We start from the raw sequence: 19,094 nt of genomic DNA, 5'->3' as shown, positions 1-19,094 counted from the left end.
CAGGTTAAAATAACATTCCTGATTTAATTTCAATTAGGTTTTTGATGCAATTTTAAACTAGCCCACTGTTATAAAGTTAATATTTATGATGTTCCAAGAACGAAAAATTGTTGTCTTTTATAGCAATAGGATTTATTTTTATTACAAGTTAGGACAAAATCTCGTTCTGGAGTAGTTGTATTTTCTTAGCTTAATAGCGATGGGGTGGGACCCCTTTTAGCAAAAACGGAGTGGAAATGATGAGTATAAATAGTTTTGTGGGATTGATAAAGGACGAATTATTAAAAGAGGTAAGCATAAGAAGTGAGGATGAATTCGAGCCTGTAGTAGTTAAAGATATTCCTAGACTTTGGAAGTGTTTAGGGACAGGTAATTATGCTGCAGTATTTATGCACAAAGAACACAAAGGTTGGGTAGTGAAAGTTTATGCGCGAAAAGGAGAAGGAATTGAAAAAGAGTCAGAAGTATACCGAAGAATCGGAAATCATCCTTCTTATTCGAGGCTTATATATAAAGGAGAAAATTTCATAGTATTGAAACGTTTAAAAGAAATTACCTTATACGATGCTATTCATAAGGGGATTAAAATTCCTAAGCAGGTAATCCTCGATATCAATGAAGCTTTAGAGTATGCAAGAGAACAAGGATTAACTCCTTGTGATGTTCACGGGAAAAATGTGATGATGGAAAACGGAAGGGGATATGTAGTCGATGTATCTGATTTCTTAAAAACAAAAGAAGATAGTAAGTGGAGAGATCTAGAAAAGGCATATTTTACATTTTACTTGCCTTTCATTTATAAATTGCCTCTCCCTGTTAAAATACCGTATTTCATGTTAAACATTGTTAGACGTTCATATAGAAAATATAAGAAGCTTAAAAAGAAATTCAAATTGTAAAAGGACCACATACTTATCTTTAGGTTAGATAAGTGAACCACTAGTAAACAAAAGGGATGTACATTTTAGATTAGTAGTCAACGGTGCATAAAATTTTCGTTCTAGAGGTACTTTAAAATCTTAGGTCGATGGGCATGTAGCGATACTCCATGCCCATTAACTTAAGAAAACAAATCAACCCCAAAATGAAAAAAGAGCTTTTTATTACATATTAGGACAAAATCTAGTTCTGGGAGTAGTTATATTTTCTTAGCTTGATAGGTGTGTGGTGGAACCCAAGAAGGAGATATAGTTGTTGAAGCTCGGATGAATCGATTAGCTAAAAATTTAAAACACATGTTAGAACTCGCTCAAAACTTGGAAAAGCGAAATGTTCATATAGTTAGTCTGGATTATAATTTTGATACAAGAATAGCAACTGGAAAAATGCTCCTTCATATTATTGAAGGTGTTGCTGAATGGGAACGAGAGTTATTGAAAGAAAAGCAAAGAGTCGGATTAGACATTGTTAAAAAAGGGGGACAGCGGGGTTGTCCTCGTAAGTGTGGGAAGAAACATGAAGGGATGGAACATGCTATCCATTTATATATGGAAGGTTATTTCATCCCCTATATTTGGATATGCAAAATTACATAAAAAAATATGTTTAAATAAGACGTGCTTTTATATATAACTAGAGGTAGAGAAGGAAAATTATTGTTTAGGATCAATTTAAAACTTTTAATTTGATCGATGTGTGGTGGTATTCCTTTAAGACAAAAATTAAGCAGTTAGCCTTTGCTCATTGTTCTTTTATTAGAGCTATTTAACTGTGGTTATTAAGATGAATATCCGCATAAGAATCTTTATATTTAGAAAGGAATATAAAATGAAAAAAATCGTATCAACACTATGTATAGCTGGAGTGGCTTTAACTATTTTAGGAGTATGTCCTCAAAGTAGCTATGCTCATCTCGATCAAATTGATTTAAATGAGAATGATCCTATTACTGCAAGATGGTCTGCAGAAGCTCCGTATCATTCTGATAAAAGTACACATTTATGGATTGCAAAACAAGCTATTGAAATTATGAAAACAGAATCTAATATTGAAGCAAATAAGCAGGCTGTGGACTTTTTAAATTATCCACAATATAAAGATTTATTTTCTAAAGGATTATATGATGCAGATTATAATGCAGAGTTTAACGATGGTGGTACAGGAATAGGTGGCGTTTTTAAAGGCGGATGGAAATCTCATTTTTATGATCCTGATACTAAAGAAAATTATAGAGGAGAAACAAATCCAACGGCTCTTACACAAGGTAAGAAATACTTTTATGAATCTGGAGAACATTTACGAAATAAGGACTATGAAAAAGCTTTCTATTACTTAGGAGTAGCCACGCACTACTTTACAGATGCTACTCAACCTATGCATGCAGCAAATTTTACCGCAATTGATACGAGAGCTATAAAATATCATAGCTACTTTGAAAATTATGTTACAACCATTCAAAATCAATTTGCAGTCAATACTGGAGGGAATTATAACAATTCTCTATCTACACCTGAAGAATGGATTGATTATGTAGCTCGAGTAGCTAAACCTGAAATCCAAAATATTACTAATGATAAAACATTTAAGTATTATAATAGTGGTAAGGCACAATTGTGGCAAGAAATGGTTACCCCAGCTGTGCAGCGGAGCTTAGGAGAAGCTCAGCGTAATACAGCAGGTTTCTTAAATCTTTGGTTTAAAACTTTTACTAAAAATGTGAAAGCTCCAAGTATAGAGACTGCATTAATCTATGATATTGAAGGAAATGTCATAGAAGCAGGGAAAAACTATTATATCGTACCAAGTGAATCTCCTTATCAAGGTCTAACTTTTGAATGGTATTTAGCAAATCGTTACGATTATGTCACACTTGCAAATAAAGAAAACAATGCTTTATTTGGTACACCTATAGAGTTTGAATTCTACAAAGAAAATGATGCAAAGCTACACCACGGAGAGAGTATATACCTTCGCATGAAGCACTCAAATTACGACCAATTCCAATATTTAAATTGGTCCAATTATTCTAGTTGGATTCACCTTGCTCAAAAATCTGATAGTTTAGCTGATTTTAAAATTAAAATTAACCTGGATAATCCTACAGAATATAATATTTTTACAGATGACTATCCATTAAATTATGAGAATATAAATGCAAAGAAAAATTGGATTGTACTAGGTGAAAAAAAACAAAAACCTAGCTCATGGAAGTTTATCCCTGTCAGATAACCTAAAAAGAAAAACACTCGTCCTTAATCAGAACGGGTGTTTTTCTTTTTAGAAATTATAACCCAGAAATTTAATGTTAAAATTTTATCGTTTTCCGAAAGAAGACTTCTTCCTCAAAAATGAGAAGGTGTGAAATACCAATTTTAGATAATCAAAAATTAGAACATATAAATGAAATAGTTTGTTTTGTAATTGCTGAAAATAAGCAAGTATACAGTTCATATCAAATACAAAGGATGTTCCAATCGTATAACTTGTTTGGGGATTTATTTCATGATTTTACATTTGTAACCATCCACGTTTTTTGAGCTCTTTATACAAATTACTCACGTGGCACCCCATTTCCTTTGCAATATCTGGATAATTTACTCCTTGATTATATAAAATTATTGCTTGTTTGCACTTTTCATCCCATGTTTCTTCTATCGATTTTACTTTTGTCGATCTCTTTCTAAATTCTTTTTTACCCAGCGTAATAAGTTTTTTTCCTATGTCGCATTGTTCAATACAATACTGTTCTACATCCGTTTGATATTTACAATTTTTACAATATTCATCCTGCAAACGTATTATTTTTACTTTTTTCGCGACCGCTCTCATATCGTATTCACTCCGATTTGATTTATATATATCATAATTTTACGAGCGTACTCTTGCAATTTACGTTAATCTCACAATTAATTCCAGTAAAAGCTCTACCAATAGTCTTATTCCCTGTCCTTTCTTAGCAAAATTTCCTGTTGGCAAATATCATTCCACTTTAATTTCCTAAAGGGTAATTTTATTTAGAATTGTTAACTTGGAACTGATAAATATCCAAAAATGAATGCATTAATAATTCTGTATTCCTAGAAGAATGATAGTAGCCATCACTATCTTTGAAATGGAATAAATTACTAGTGCAATAACTAAATGAAAGGAAAATAAATCCAAACAACAGGTTTTATTTGCTTTTGTAGGCATTCTAACAATAGGAGGTGTTTCGTCTGTTACAGGTTGCCCGCCAATCTGTAGTAAAGCTTTACTTAAATGTTTTCTCTTGAAAACTGTATTTTAAATGTACTCTATACGTAAATTGATTCATTTTTTGCATCCGTATTCTTTGCTTCGTGTATCTTTTGCCTTGTCTTTAATGCTTTATATTTTCAATGATTGCTTTTTCTTTTGATTTAATAATTTCTATCTGATATATATTACTATTAATTTCCTAATATTTTTATGCTTATCTATATAATAAAAAGAATTTTAAGAATTGAGACCAGCCAATTATATATATATTTTCTCAGCCATTATGAATGCTTCATCCCTTGCCACGGATTTTTACAATGTTATATTTTTTTTACTGTGTTTATTTTATTGTTTAGCAATAATTCTAATGAAAAAACAACAGATTGATTTACGGAATCAGTCTGTCCAAAACGAGAAAGAATTCATCCATTAAAAATAGAATCTTATATTGATAATTATATATTATGATTATCAAACTTAATTTTATTGAAAATTGAAATATTAAGTAGTATTCCTATTGCTATTAAATTAACCATTAAAGAACTTCCACCAAAACTTACAAATGGAAATGGGGTACCCGTAAGAGGAAGTATTCCCGTAATACCGCCTAAATTAACAACAGATTGCATACCAATCATACAGCCTATACCAATTGCTATAAAACTTCCAAAGGGATCTTCACATAGCTGTGCAATTTTTAGTGAGCGAAGAACTATAGCTAATACTCCGGTCATTATAATGAATACACCAATAAATCCTAATTCTTCAGAAACGATTGCCATTATAAAATCAGTATGTGGTTCTGGGAGATAACCAGTTTTTTGAATGCTATTTCCGAATCCACGTCCAATAATTCCTCCTGAGCCAATGGCAATAAAAGAATTTACAAGCTGATATCCATTCCCTTGTGCATCAACAAAGGGATTGAGAATCGTAGTAATACGTGTCTTTTGAACTTCTGACAAACTAAATTGAATCAAAAAATATAAAATAGGTAACCAAAAAATAGAACCGAGTATAGTTCTTTTAATTAATAGATTTATATTTATTCCCGAGCAAAGAAATATGCTACAACCTATACCTAATATTAAAAGAGCAGATCCTAAGTTTGGCTGTTTATAGATTAGGAAAAAAATTGTAGCTAAAAAAAATAAAAGTTTTCCGCCCCCAAACCAAGTTTGTTTAACTGGTCCTTGTCGCAATGCAAAAAAACGGGCTGTTACAAGTATTGTTCCTAATTTAAGAAATTCAGCTGGCTGTATTCCAAAGATCCAAGATTGAGCATTATTTACGACCTTTCCTTTCCATAAAACCATAATTAACAAAAAAATTCCCCCAATCATAATACAGGTTGAGACTATTCGTTTTTTCCATATTTCATATGGGAGAATAGCACAAACTATTAGCCCAATTGTTCCTAAAAATAGCTTTGTTAATTGAGAATCGACAAAGTGCCTACTGTTATAGCCGTAATGTTGAACAGCTACAATGGAGCTCGCGCTATACATCATGATAATACCTAAAGTACATGTTATGAATAGAGGGAGGAGCAATAGATAATCGAGTTTTAATATTTTTTTCATTTTTATATCCTCCTGATTTACATTAACACTTAATATTACATTTGCTAATGAATAGAATCTTGTTCTCACCAATTAATAAATAGTATTTTTGTTTTGAGAGATCCTATCGCTTACACCCTGTTTTCTTACGTAAAAATCCCCCTAGTTACATACTAGGGGGATTTCAAAATGGCATGACTAAATAAAGCTTTTCTCCCCCTAGTAGAGCTTTGGCACTATACAACGTAAAGTAATGGAAATTCATTACTTAGCTATCTTAAGAAGAGCCTTAATCCGACAATTCCTGTTCTACCCATTGGCGTCTTTCGACATTTTTGGGCAATAGCCTGTGTTTGTATAGGAGCCTCACCTAACAGGTTTAGCAATATAAATTTTATGTGTTAGTTTCGTGTAGCCAGCATAAATACTTTTTTTTTGCTTGTCAAGTAAACGTATTGCTAACTTTATATTCTTTATTGCTTTATAAATCTTTGAGAAATGATTTGAGAAATTGTATTTAATTGTCTCATATAGATACATATTTGCGATTTGGAATGTATAATTTGATTAAGTAGTTTAACCATATAAATTTGATAAACAGTAAAGAAGATTTTAATCATAAAATAAGATTTTTTGAAGAATGTTCTTTTGAAGTACGGTATGATTAATGATGCAACTTCTGCTATAAAGTTACAAATTAATTATAAACAATAAGTTTCTTATACGAAATTTCATATGTTTTATAACTTTTTTTCGAACTAATTGTATTTAAATTTTATATCTTTTAAGCAGAATTTCAAATTTGTAATAGAATCTAATTACATTTCTCTAAAAAAGAATTTTTTATGAATCAAATCGAAAGTTAGTTGACAAATATTAAATTCTGGTTTAAATTTTGAAGTAATTCAATAATCTTTGTTAGGTGAGGCTCCTGTATAGAGAAACGCTGCTGCCCAAAAATGTCGAGAGACGCCAATGGGTCAACAGGAACGGTCGGATTAAGGCCCTTTTTAATGTAGCTGGTTATAAAAACCTATGCTATACAGTGCTAAAACTCAACGAGGGAGTGGTATACGATTTGATAGAAAGACACCTCTGGGATTTTTGCAGAGCTGTCTTAATAATCATTTATTTGTATTGTAAAAAAACCTTTACTCCTTTTTGAGTAAGGTTTTTTTTGTTTAATGTTATTTATTTTTATCTTGTCTATATTCAAAAAGGAGGTAGTTCTAAATAATAAATTGATTGCAATGTAACTATTAATGCTCTAATCAAAATTTAGACAGGTAAAATAATACAAAACCACTCATGAAACTCTAGAGTCTCCCTTAGCAATATGAGGAGGAGTTAACATGAAGAAATTATTAAATGAATTACTTGTAACCCAAAATGATTTGGATGCAGATAAAGTTTTACGTCATCCGTCGTATGATGTTGCGCAAGAAATAAAACGGTTTTCAATTGAAGATCAAGTCATATTACTAGATAAGATTCCTGTATTAAAAAGCTCAAAAATTCTTCAACATTTGAGTATAGAAGAAAAATATAATATCTTAATTCACTTATCTGAAAACAAAGCTAAAAAATTACTAAATTTACAACCGATTGATGAAACAGTAGATCTACTTCTAGCGGTTCATCCGGAAAAACAAGCTCAATTAATGGCGTATCTAAATAAAATTACAAAACATAATGTAAAAAAGTTAATGGCTTTCAAACCTGAAACGGCAGGAAGTCTTGTCACAAGTGATTATGTTGCAGTTAGAGGGAATTGGTCAGTAAAAATGACATTGAAGTACATTAGGGAACATTCTGAAAATGTAGAATCAATTTCTTATATTTATGTTCTTGATAGTCATGGTTATCTTAAGGGAATCGTTTCCATACATGAATTATTACTAGCAGCAGATGAAGAGATATTATCTAATATCATGATTCGAGAGGTGATTTCAGTACCTGCTGAGGTTGATCAGCAAGAAGTTGTAAAAAAGCTACTGAATTATAATTTAGCAGCAATACCCGTAACAACAGCAAATAATGAAATGATTGGTATTATAACATTTGATGACGTAATGAATGTTATGGAAGCAGAGGCTACAGAAGATATCCAAAAGTTAGGTGGAAGTGAACCATTAAATCAATCTTACTTTGAATCTAGTATTTGGAGCATTTTCTTTAAACGCCTACCATGGTTATTGCTTCTTTTTGTTGCTGAGGCATATACAGGTACAGTACTAAAGTATTTTGAAGACGAAATTGAAACAGTAGTTGCCCTTGCTTTCTTTGTTCCATTATTAGTAGGTACTGGAGGGAATACAGGAACACAGGTTGTAGCAACAATTACTCGTGCAATCGGTATTGGAGAGGTGAAATTTAAAGACATTTTCCGTGTAATGAAAAAGGAATTTGCAATTGGTATGCTTCTCGGACTTGCACTTGGGGTAGCTGGGCTCATTCGTGCTTATATGTTAGGGGTTGGAACAGAAGTTGCACAAGTTGTAGCAATCACTTTATTATTTATTGTTATTTGGGCTTCGCTTGTCGCAGCTGTTTTACCTTTAATTTTGAGAAAATTTAAATTAGATCCTGCAGTCGTTTCTGGTCCATTTATTACAACATTTGTTGACGGAACAGGATTAGTAATATATTTCTTGGTTGCAAAAACGTTATTAAATTTGTAAATATACACTGAAATAAATACGAAATGTAGAATAAGTATTTTGCCTTGCTTGCTAAGACATAGTGGGGAACTCGGGAATAAGGAGAACAAACACTTTTGTCTTTAGGTAAATAATATTTTAAAGGATTCATTGAATGTAATTAATGCCGGAGGATAAAACTATGAAACATCTAAGAAAAATCTTCAAACGAATTTTGCTCCTTCTTTCTATTTTCATGCTTATTGGCATAGGAATATTATTTGGTACTAACTATGGCCGAGATTTTCGTGTAACAATTGCTGGGAGTATACTAACTTCTCAGCATCCACAATATGCGAAATATACATTCCTATCCCAAAAGGAACTAGATAAATTACAAGATAGAATTAATCATCCAAAATGGTTAAATAGTGATGAGAATATTTATAAAAAAATAGCAGGAAAAAGATTAGAAGAATTAAAAAATCAGCCATTAAAAATTGACGTAGAAACGATTAAAAGTAACAAAGATAGTCGCTTTCTTTTCGAAGGAAAATTAGTCACTATTAGTAACCCTTTCAATGTTAAACTTGTTAGCCATCAAGGAACACAGGGCGATAAAAGAGGAGAAAAAATTAGCGTAATGGCAAAACGTAATCATGCACTTGTTGCTGTGAATGCAAGTGGATTTGCCGATGAAACAGGAAGGGGTGGAGGAAATATTGCAACTGGAATAGTAATAGAAAATGGGAAAGCAATTGATACAAATATAGATAAAAATACCCCTACAATTATTACGGGCTTAACAAAGTTTGGACAAATGATAACAGGGAATTATTCTACCCAACAACTTTTGGATAAACAAGTTGTTTCAGCAGCAGGATTTATGCCACAGTTAATTGTTAATGGAGAAAAAATGATTACAGAAGGAGACGGTGGTTGGGGCTCTGCTCCCCGAAGTATTATGGCGCAAAAAGAAGATGGCACAATAATGTTTCTAGTGATTGACGGTAGGCAGACACATAGCATAGGAGCTACGTTAAAAGAGTGTCAAGATATTCTATATGAAAAAGGAGCAATAAATGCAATGGCTATGGATGGAGGTTCTTCTGCTACGCTATATTTAGGAGGAAAGGTTATAAATTCACCTTCTACATTATCCCATGAAGATCGTTATTTACCGAATGCTTGGATAGTAACAGCAAACCAAAAACAAGAAATAAGGGTGACAATAGATGGGGAAAAAATAGATACTAAAAAATCAGATGAATTTGATGCAAATATTTCAACTGATTTATAAATTCTTAAATAAATGAAGGTTTAATTAAAGTTTAAAAACTAACATACAAAGAGTGTAATAAAATTGAAAGTTTTATCATTTAACATTCATTAAAGAAAAGCGTATAGAGATACTCAATCATATGGAAAATCTCCAAGAAGTTAAAAGAAGGATAAATAATGTATACAGCTTACACTCATATTCAATTATATGCTTTTAATCTTATAGTATTTGCTACAGCTATGTGAAATGGACAACCTGTAAAAATAATTGTTGTGATCAGATGAGTAAAGATTAATGTGCAGAGTGAATTAGAAATCATACCTGAAGACATTTCATCAAACATCAAAGCAACACATTAGTCGCTTTGATGTTTGTAATGATAAAAGGGTGATAAAAAACATAAACAATAGGTGTATCAAGCAAAGGGATAATACACCTTAAAACTACATTGTTAAACAACATGCGTCATCGTGTAGTATATCTTATTTATTTTTAATTATTTTAGGTTCAATATTACATCTTATAAATCGTTTTTTCTATGATTTCCTAATTTCCAACTCTCGTCTTTTTATTCAATCATAATTACTATTTTAAGGATGTTAAAGTAACTCCAATACTAAACGTAAAAGGAATAATAAAAGGCATATGGCATTTTGTGTCACTCTTTTTTACACTTCATAACAAATAAGGATAAAAGAACAAAGTAAGTTATGCTTTTAACCTTTACTGATAGGAGAAAATGTTTGTATAGACCCACATACTTATTATTTGGTAATGTATGAAAGAAATTAAAATGATGAGATATAGACTTATAACTAAACAATTGAATTAAACAATAATATTTTGAAACAAGAGTAAAGTTAAGGTGGGGATAACTATGAATGCTAACCAAAAAACGTCCTTATTGGCAGCATGGATTAGTGTAATTAGCAATATATTTCTGACTCTCATCAAAATTATAGTCGGTTTACTTTTCAAAAGTCAGGTATTATTAGTCGATGGGATTCATAATGCTGCCGATGTTGTAGCATCCGTAGCCTCATTGGGATCAATGAAAATTTCAAACCAGCCAGCTGATGAAGATCATCCTTATGGACATGGTAAAGCAGAAGTTATATCATCAGGAATTGTAGCTGTAATTTTAATTTTAGTGGCTTTATTTATGGTTTATGAATCAATAAAGTCATTATTTGAACCAGCGACAGAACCCCATATAATTGCTTTTATAGCAGCGATTATTTCATTAATATGGAAGCAAATTTTATATGTATACACAATACGAATTGGTCGAAAAACAAGAAGCAACGGGCTTATAGCAACTGCTTATGATCATCTTGCTGATGTTTATGCCTCAATTGCAGCTGTAATTGGAATAGGTATTGCTTTGATAAACAATACCTATTCCATTCCATATGCAGCTTATGGGGATCCTTTAGCTGGTATTATCGTTTCCTTTTTCGTAATAAAGTTAGCGATTAGTATGGGGAAAGAAGCAATATATATATTAATGGAAGGTGGTATTCCTACCGAGAAATGTAGTGAATATAAGAGAGTAATTCAGGCCCATCCTTTTGTAAAAAGAATTGATAGAATGCGCGCACGTGATCATGGTCACTATGTATTAATTGATATTAGAATTAGTGTTCCGGCACATTTAAGCATCCAGCAAGGACATGATATTTGTAGGGATATAAAAACTACTATTATTAATCAGAACCCAGAAATATATGAAGTACTAATTCATTTAAACCCATGGTATGAGGAGAAGTAGGTTTAGTGAATTATAGATAGATATAAGTAAGTAGTTAAACCGTCCTTTTTAGATATTGGAGAATTGGTCGACTTGTATAATGTCCATAATTAAAAAACATTTATAGTTATGAGTACAATACATCTCAACTACATTATTTATAGAAGAAAAAACGTCCTATTAAAATATAGGACGTTTTTATCTATGATTTACTAATTTCCCAACCTTCGCATGTTTTCTCTAATTCAATTACAATTACCTTTTTAGAATCTTTTTTATACAAAGCATCAACAAAATCTGAAAGATAAATATCATTGAGGGGAATGAATTAATATATGAGGGTTCATTTTCAATATTTAGCTCTCAAATGAAGCAACTTTAGTATTCACTCAAAAGTCCATTGTCTATGAAACAACTAAATTTTTAAACGGCTTTAATAGACATCTACCATTTACATAGACGGATGTCTATTGTATTTTTGGCGGCAAGATTAAATAGCTTTTTTGTTACTTTACAATAAAGTATACTTAATATTAGTAATTCATGTAATTAGGAGTGGTTTCTATATTTAGAGAAAATACAAAAAGGATACTTCTGTCATTAGTAACAAATCCAATACTAATAATTGTATACGGGATTTTTTGTTATGAGTTGGCCTTATACTGTCAGTACGGAAGAATGAATTATAATATTTACATTTTGTTATTATGTATAGTACTTTTTATATCCATAACTACATTTACTACAATGCGGGTGATAAAAAATAGAGAATATGAATCTAAAAAATTAACTAATTCAATAGCATGGAGATCCATTTCTATTATCATTATTGTTGCAATTACATCATTTTATGGGATGCAGATTTATAAAAGTGCAATAAATTACAATGGCAAATTGGCATGGTTTGTAGAAAAGTTAAAACATGAAAGGTCAGTTAAACTTAAACATAATAATATATATAAATCTGGAGTAGAAGGTATTTTTGAAGATATAAATAAAAAATATCCTTTGCCAAAGAAATTGTATATGGCAACTGATTTTGATCTTACATTTCATTCAGATGGAACAATTACAGCGTTTGATACATTTGTTTATGGGAAAAATGTTGATGGGAAAGAAGAAACTTATTTAATCTCTTATAATGAGAAGAAATCAGAAGATATTACTATAATACGAGACGGATACGCAAAGCCTGATTATAATGATGATAAATTAGTAGAACCTTTAATTAAAACGGTTAAGGCGATTCCAGTTAAGCAAACGGTCAAAAAATGGAATGAAAGTAAGTATGGGTTGATTTATTATGGAAAAAGAAATTGGGGATCCAATACAGAGGGAATTATTAATATTACTAAGGATGGTAAGGGGCAGAGTCTTAAAGAAGCAGCTTCTGATATCATTGGATATACTGTATCTATATTTGTCCCTGGAAAAGAGAAAGAGCTAGTCCCTGCTAGATATAATTTAATAAGTGACGCAAGTTGGAGTAAATCAAAGACGCCTCCAAAAGAAGATAGGCTTAAAGAGAAGGAACAACAAGATTTAAAGAATGAAAAAGAACAGTTTTTCCTATCGAAAGAAGTTGGTTATAAACTAAATATGACAGATAAAGCATTAGGGAGCGCCTTTTATTCATTAAGCAGGACTAGTGATGAAGGGAAAACATGGGAGGTTATTAATCCAGACCCATTTAATAGGGGGATTGGTAGTGTATCAGGAATCACTTTTATAAATGATAAACTTGGTTTTTTAGGAGCAGTTAGACCTTCTGGTAATGAGGGAGAGTTATATCGCACAGATGATGGGGGGGTATCTTTTAAAAAGGTAGAATATCCGCCGCATGAAGTGAAATTAGATTATACACAGTCCGCAATAAGTCCTTTTGATTCTCCTAGTATGCCATATGAGAAAGATGGGGTTTTTAATATGTTAGTTGGACAAGGGGCAGATGGAGACTACAATGGCGATAGTAGTGCACTTTATCAATCAAAAGATAACGGAGAGACATGGGAATTTGTAGAAGAAGTGAAAAAAAAATAGTCAGAATGTTCTTTTGAAAAATAAGGTAACTACTCAGCTATACATTTTATTTAGAAGTTTGGTAAGGAGTATAATTCCAGCGATGAAGATAAAAATGGACCTACACCTCGCTGCCTTTCTTTGTTTTAAAGCTTGCGCGTGGCAGGAATAGGCACTGACTGCCTCTATGCATGGCCAGTCCCTCTCGCCCATTTAAAAAGATGCTTTTCTGGCTTTTTTCATAGAGGGGCTGAGTAGTTACTAAAAGTAAATAATTTAAATCGAACCATAAGCTTGCCGGCAAATTTATGGTTCGATTTTTTTTAGGGCAAAGATATCGTTCTAAACGGGTATCACCACATCGCTATCAACTTAAAAGAGTGAACACCAAAAAAATGAAAAAAGAGCTGACTTTTGATGAGTTTATTTTTGTAAATCTAAAAAATTTTAGTTTAAACTTTCTTGTTTAAATAGTTTGGAGTTTCATGTCTTTCTACAACAGATGGGGGAAGGGGTTAATCCCCATTTTCCCGAGTTTACGTTAAATTCACATTTAACGTAAACAACAATTGTAGGAATCTAAAATTTTCATTTATCTAATCTAACAAGAGACCGTTTTTATATACTAATTAAAGTAGAATTTTAACTATGTATTTTTTACACAATAAAATTAAATATGTAATGAATAATGCATGACATTTTAAACCACTACTCTAACAGAGAAAATAATGAAAGTTCAGTAAGTTTGCATTGCTGAACTTTTATTATTTATTTTTTCCTATTCTGCCTAAGCTATCTTTAATAGTTGTTTCTCCAAGCTGTGTGTATAATAAGGCCGTATCTTGGCTAGTATGCCCAAGTTGTTGCATCACTTGTAACGAATTTTTTTCTTCCATATATAATTTATTTGCCAATGTGTGTCTTAATTTATGAGGATACATTTTTTTCTATATTCCTTAGTATATTTTTCTACTATATCTTGGATAGCCCTAACGGAAAGAGGCTGTGCAGTATGTTTATACTTTGATAAAAACACATTTTTTAATTCTTTTCCTGGAACATATTTGTTATCTCTAATTTCCATATACTTTTCAAGGGCATTTAATGCAATTGGGGTAATCCATACAGAGTCTTCTTTGTTTCCTTTTCGTATTACATCAATTAGCCTTTCTTTTAAGTTTATATCTTCCATACGAAGATCGGCCAATTCACTTACACGAATACCACTACCAAGAAAAAAGGAAAGGATTGCTACATCACGATGTTCATCTCTTAGGAAATAGAATAACTGATGTTTTGTTAAAGATTTTTCATGCTCATACTTAACATAATTCAAAAATACTTAATCGTCATCATGATGAAATGTCTTATTTTTAGCGTGAAAGCTGTTATGAAAAATAATACATATAGATGATAAGGAATAATGTTAGAACATGTATAGGTAAGATATTGAATATTAAATAGTAATATGTATTTAAATTTATTTTTTGGAATAAAGAAACTTTTGTGCGCTGTCAAATTCCTATCAAATTAATACAACTAAATGTTATTAAAATAAAAAATAATCAATTATAAAAGTGATTTTGAACGTAAGGAATTTGTAAGGAAGAGGTAAGAAAAAAGAGATTTTCATTGTGTATGATTAAAATATAAAGAAGAGTGAGAGGAGAAAGACCATATATTTATATAGGGAAACAAATCAATTAATAAGACTTGTATGGAGGAAACGAGACATTACAAAAGTTAACATACATCTCAAACAAAGGATAGACTATTTTTTAGGTCAGAAAGCCGTTTGTAGAATAACGGATATAAGAGTGATTACAAATACAATGTCGTCCTTTTGCAGTTGGTTAAGAAGAAAGCTGTGTGATTAGTTCCAAACAGAAAATAAACATTTATACAATATGAATAGGGGAGAGGAATATTTTGATGAAAAAGCATCGTCAAATTACATTTACAGGTTTAGCCCTTTTAATAACTGGAGGTTCCCTGTTTTATACAATTCCAACCTCAAGTGTAAAAGCGGAGCTCACTCAAAATCTATCTAGTTCGTTACCAACAAGCAACCAAAGAGATCGAAATTCCGTCAAAGAGGCAATGCGGGATACATTGAAACTTGGATATCCAGGGATACTTGCTAAAACTTCTGAGGGCGGAAAAACATGGAGTTATGCAGCTGGGGTAGCGGATCTAAGTACCAAGAAACCAATGAAAACAGATTTTCGATTTCGAATTGGCAGCGTGACAAAGACGTTCACTGCAACAGTTATACTTCAATTAGCGGGAGAAAACCGCTTGAATCTAGACGATTCCATTGAAAAATGGTTGCCTGGTGTCATTCAAGGAAATGGATATGATGATAAACAGATTACTATCCGGCAATTATTGAACCACACAAGTGGTATTGCTAATTACACAACGTCAAAGGATTTTAATATCATGGATACAAAAAAATCTTATACTGCTGAAGAATTAGTAAAGATGGGAATATCCATGCCTCCAGATTTTGCTCCAGGAAAGAGCTGGTCGTATTCAAATACAGGATACGTATTACTAGGGATTATTATTGAAAAAGTAACTGGGAACAGCTATGCGGAAGAAATTGAAAATCGAATTATTGAACCACTTGAATTATCGAATACATTCTTACCCGGAAATTTAAGCGTTATTCCAGGAACCAAGCATGCCCGTGGATATATCCAATTAGACGGAGCAAGTGAGCCAAAAGATGTTACTTATTATAACCCAAGTATGGGGAGCTCGGCCGGAGATATGATTTCTACAGCTGATGATTTAAACAAATTCTTCACTTATTTACTTGGGGGCAAATTACTGAAAGAACAGCAACTAAAGCAAATGCTTACAACAGTCCCTACAGGAACAGATGAACTTGGCGATTCCGGGCTTGGAATTTTCAAAATGAAGCTTTCAAACGGTGTATCGATATGGGGGCATGGAGGAAGCATTCCTGGATTTTTAACTTTTGCTGGGGGCACACTTGGAGGCAAGCATACATTGGCCATCAATTTGAACAGCCTTAAAGCTGATAGTCCTGACCCTTTTAAAAATATTTTGTTTGCTGAATTTAGCAAGTAGATAAAAAGGAAAACGGATAAATTTTGTCATAGTTTTTATAGTTGAAAATATACTTTTCTGGTTCAAAAAACAATTTTTATGAAAAATATTTTGGGGTAAAGCAAGTTCTTAATTTGATGGATATTTGGTGGTACCCCATCGCTATCAAGCTAAGAAAACAAATTAACCCCAAAACAAAAAACCTTCACATTATATGTGATAGAAAAGGATAGATAAAGGCATTTTAGCCTTATCTATCCTTTTCTCTAATACAAATGATTACGTTTATTATTCAAAAGTAGGAATTTTTATTTTTATAAATCATAAAAATTTTAATTTGGATGCCGGTTTACCTGTATACCTTTGGTCGGCTACATGTGATTCAGCTTGGTCCTTCCATGCCACTCAAAAATCCAGTCAAAAAAAGAGGGAGAAGGCATTTTTTATTGAAGTTTGTTAATAGTAGCTTTTTAATTTGTTAGGGGGGATTGTAAAGTAGACTATTAATCTCTTTGATAATTTTAATTTTTCTTATAGTACAGGGCAAGCTGTATAAAAAAATTTAATTTCGAAAGGAGAATCAATAAATATGAGCACGAAAAGAAGGATAGGGAATAGGTTATTACTTGTTAGTGCAATTTGTACAATAGCTATTCCTTCAGTTTCATATGCGGAGGAAGTAATTTCACCTGAAAATTTTGTGAATGATTCAAGTTTGTATGAGGGACGGAATACGGATGTATTAAAATCAAGCTTATATCCTGGTACATATAAAAATCCGTTCAATCACCAATTTATTTCGGCATTAAAGGAAACAAACAACAATATAAAAAAATAGACAATCCTGAAAGTGAAAATCCTGTTATAGCTACTACCCTTTCATTTATCCGTTATATGGATACAGAAGACTATAAATCTGCAATTGATTTAACTTCTCGATCATTACAGAAAGTAATATCCGAAGAATGGCTGAAGAGTTATTGGAAGGAACTCCCTGCGCAATTACAAGCAGGTTCTTTTAAGGAGATTGGAGAGGTAACACAAAAAGAGACAAATTCTGTTCATACAAATGTAGAGATTAAATTAGTTTTTGAACAATTTACAGTACCTTTATTAATTAAGCTAGATCCATCTGGAAAAATAGATGATTTTCAACTTAGTATGTCGTTTAGTCCAGTTGCAGAGCGTCCGTCATATAGTAAGCCTGAATCCTTTGTTGATAAAGAAGTAGTGGTTGGAAGTGGTGCGTTTCCATTACCAGGAACATTGTCTGTTCCGAAGGGGAAGGGTCCTTTCCCAGCGGTTATTCTTGTTCAAGGATCTGGAGCAACCGATCAGGATGAAACAGCATTTGCTTTAAAACCATTTCGTGATTTAGCTGAAGGTCTTGCCTCGAAAGGAATTGCTGTCCTTCGCTATAATAAACGAACTTATGAACATGGATTGAAAACACAATCCAGTCCTTTTTATACAGTGGATAAAGAGACAACAGATGATGCTCTTCTTGTGACTCATTTTCTTAAAAATGAATCTCTGATAGATAAGAATCAAATTTATATTCTTGGTCATAGTCAAGGTGGAATGATGCTTCCGAAAATGATTGAAAAAGACCAAAATCAAAATATTGCTGGGGCGATTGTGATGGGAGGACCAGCCCGTACGATTCAAGATGTTGTTTTAGATCAATTTGAGTATCTTTTTTCTATTGGAGCAATGAAACCGGATGAATATAAATTTTACAAATCGCAATTTGAATTATTAAATGATCCCAACTTCTCTAGTCAGAATCCTCCAAAAGGTTTTTATTTAGGATCAGCAGTATTTTGGGATTCTATTCGTAAAGTTAAAGCAGCAGAAATGTCAAAAGAACAAAAGACACCGCTTCTAATTATTCAAGGAGAAAGAGACTATCAAGTTCAATCAAAAATCGAAATTCCTCTATGGAAAGAGCAATTAAAAGAACGAGATAACGTTGATTATCGACTATATCCAAAGTTAAATCACTTCTTTACAGAAGGAGATGGAGAATTAAGTAAACCGGATGAATATTATAGTCCTGCTAATATCCCTGAGTATGTAATAAATGATATTGCTACTTGGGTGCAAGGAAGATCGAAATAAAATTAGCACCCTTCTTTGTGCCTCCGCCATGTTTCAAATACGCCAATTACTCCTCCAAAAGAAGAAACGAGAATGGAGCGAATATAAAGCGATTTATGTCATAAAAGAGTACTTGCTACTTATTTATTATTCTTTACAAAAAGAAGCCAAAGAATGAACAAAGATATTATTTCATCTCTTCAATCTCTAACATAAAAACAGATAAAGATCTTTAATAGGTATGAGAAGTATTGTTTGGCTTCTGGTGAAAAGACGTGAAACTAGTTTCGATATAGTAATAATAAAGATGCTTAATTTTGATATAGAATATAATAGCCTTACTACATATTGAATGTAGTAAGGCTATTTAAAGATTTGAAAACAGGATAAACTTATTCAAAATTGCCTACCAAGAATGATGGAAAATTAGATTTATAGTCTTATTTCTTACTGCATCTTGTAACTACAGCTTAGCTAGCTCTAAAGAA

Annotated in this window: 10 protein-coding genes, 4 pseudogenes and 2 riboswitches; of the genes and pseudogenes, 10 read left to right on the top strand and 4 right to left on the bottom strand. The window is 31.9% G+C overall.

Translation table 11 applies throughout. From position 1 onward, the window contains the following. Positions 1-239 precede the first annotated feature (239 nt). The 3 genes from A6J74_RS07505 (at position 240) to A6J74_RS07495 (ending at position 3,168) form a co-directional block, all read left to right on the top strand. On the top strand, positions 240-899 hold the full coding sequence (locus A6J74_RS07505) for a protein kinase family protein (RefSeq protein WP_000026521.1): 660 nt from the start codon (positions 240-242) through the stop codon (positions 897-899). A 261-nt stretch (positions 900-1,160) separates the two neighbouring features. After that, complete coding sequence (locus A6J74_RS07500; RefSeq protein WP_000333841.1) at positions 1,161-1,535, top strand: recombinase family protein; 375 nt, start codon at positions 1,161-1,163, stop codon at positions 1,533-1,535. 232 nt (positions 1,536-1,767) lie between these two features. Beyond that, positions 1,768-3,168: a zinc dependent phospholipase C family protein gene (locus A6J74_RS07495; protein WP_000725194.1), complete on the top strand. Its 1,401-nt coding sequence runs from the start codon at positions 1,768-1,770 to the stop codon at positions 3,166-3,168. Positions 3,169-3,447: 279 nt separating this feature from the next. Here A6J74_RS07495 and A6J74_RS07485 read toward each other — a convergent pair whose 3' ends face one another. Both A6J74_RS07485 and A6J74_RS07480 read right to left on the bottom strand, forming a co-directional pair. After that, complete coding sequence (locus tag A6J74_RS07485) at positions 3,448-3,768, bottom strand: helix-turn-helix domain-containing protein (protein ID WP_001202917.1); 321 nt, start codon at positions 3,766-3,768, stop codon at positions 3,448-3,450. 863 nt (positions 3,769-4,631) lie between these two features. Continuing rightward, positions 4,632-5,759 (bottom strand): FtsW/RodA/SpoVE family cell cycle protein, encoded by a 1,128-nt coding sequence (locus A6J74_RS07480; protein WP_000722112.1) that lies wholly within the window; start codon positions 5,757-5,759, stop codon positions 4,632-4,634. Positions 5,760-5,946: 187 nt separating this feature from the next. Beyond that, a riboswitch (M-box (ykoK) riboswitch) is annotated at positions 5,947-6,123 on the bottom strand. A 522-nt stretch (positions 6,124-6,645) separates the two neighbouring features. After that, a riboswitch (M-box (ykoK) riboswitch) is annotated at positions 6,646-6,813 on the top strand. 277 nt (positions 6,814-7,090) lie between these two features. Here A6J74_RS07480 and mgtE point away from each other — a divergent pair. The 3 genes from mgtE to A6J74_RS07465 all read left to right on the top strand — a co-directional run bounded on the left by mgtE (position 7,091) and on the right by A6J74_RS07465 (position 11,430). Next, entirely contained in the window at positions 7,091-8,419 is a 1,329-nt protein-coding gene (gene mgtE / locus A6J74_RS07475) for a magnesium transporter (protein ID WP_000735192.1), read from the top strand. A gap of 160 nt (positions 8,420-8,579) precedes the next feature. Continuing rightward, positions 8,580-9,677, top strand: coding sequence for a phosphodiester glycosidase family protein (locus A6J74_RS07470; RefSeq protein ID WP_000681828.1), 1,098 nt, complete (start codon positions 8,580-8,582; stop codon positions 9,675-9,677). Positions 9,678-10,536: 859 nt separating this feature from the next. Next, positions 10,537-11,430, top strand: a complete 894-nt coding sequence (locus A6J74_RS07465) for a cation diffusion facilitator family transporter (protein ID WP_080609466.1) — start codon at positions 10,537-10,539, stop codon at positions 11,428-11,430. A 181-nt stretch (positions 11,431-11,611) separates the two neighbouring features. Here A6J74_RS07465 and A6J74_RS30650 read toward each other — a convergent pair. Continuing rightward, positions 11,612-11,701 (bottom strand): annotated as a pseudogene (locus tag A6J74_RS30650) (DUF4878 domain-containing protein); the annotation flags it as partial. 263 nt (positions 11,702-11,964) lie between these two features. On the opposite strand from A6J74_RS30650, the gene A6J74_RS07455 reads away from it, so the two are divergent. Then, positions 11,965-13,449 carry a WD40/YVTN/BNR-like repeat-containing protein gene (locus A6J74_RS07455; protein WP_079519242.1) on the top strand — a complete coding sequence of 495 codons (1,485 nt, stop codon included), beginning with the start codon at positions 11,965-11,967 and terminating at the stop codon, positions 13,447-13,449. A gap of 743 nt (positions 13,450-14,192) precedes the next feature. Here A6J74_RS07455 and A6J74_RS07450 read toward each other — a convergent pair. Then, positions 14,193-14,803, bottom strand: a pseudogene (locus A6J74_RS07450) (tyrosine-type recombinase/integrase); the annotation flags it as partial. Between the two features lie 557 nt (positions 14,804-15,360). On the opposite strand from A6J74_RS07450, the gene A6J74_RS07445 reads away from it, so the two are divergent. The 3 genes and pseudogenes from A6J74_RS07445 to A6J74_RS30350 form a co-directional block, all read left to right on the top strand. Further along, positions 15,361-16,527, top strand: coding sequence for a serine hydrolase domain-containing protein (locus tag A6J74_RS07445; RefSeq protein ID WP_000716620.1), 1,167 nt, complete (start codon positions 15,361-15,363; stop codon positions 16,525-16,527). A 568-nt stretch (positions 16,528-17,095) separates the two neighbouring features. Then, a pseudogene (locus A6J74_RS07440) lies at positions 17,096-18,627 on the top strand (alpha/beta hydrolase). 1 nt (position 18,628) lies between these two features. Further along, positions 18,629-18,781: pseudogene (locus A6J74_RS30350) on the top strand (IS4 family transposase); the annotation flags it as partial. Positions 18,782-19,094: the final 313 nt, after the last annotated feature.

Origin of the sequence: Bacillus sp. FDAARGOS_235 (assembly GCF_002073415.2) — a bacterium.
Lineage (GTDB): Bacteria > Bacillota > Bacilli > Bacillales > Bacillaceae_G > Bacillus_A > Bacillus_A toyonensis.
The sequence above is the reverse complement of the archived record's forward strand: the minus strand, read 5'-3'. Positions and strand labels throughout refer to the sequence as shown.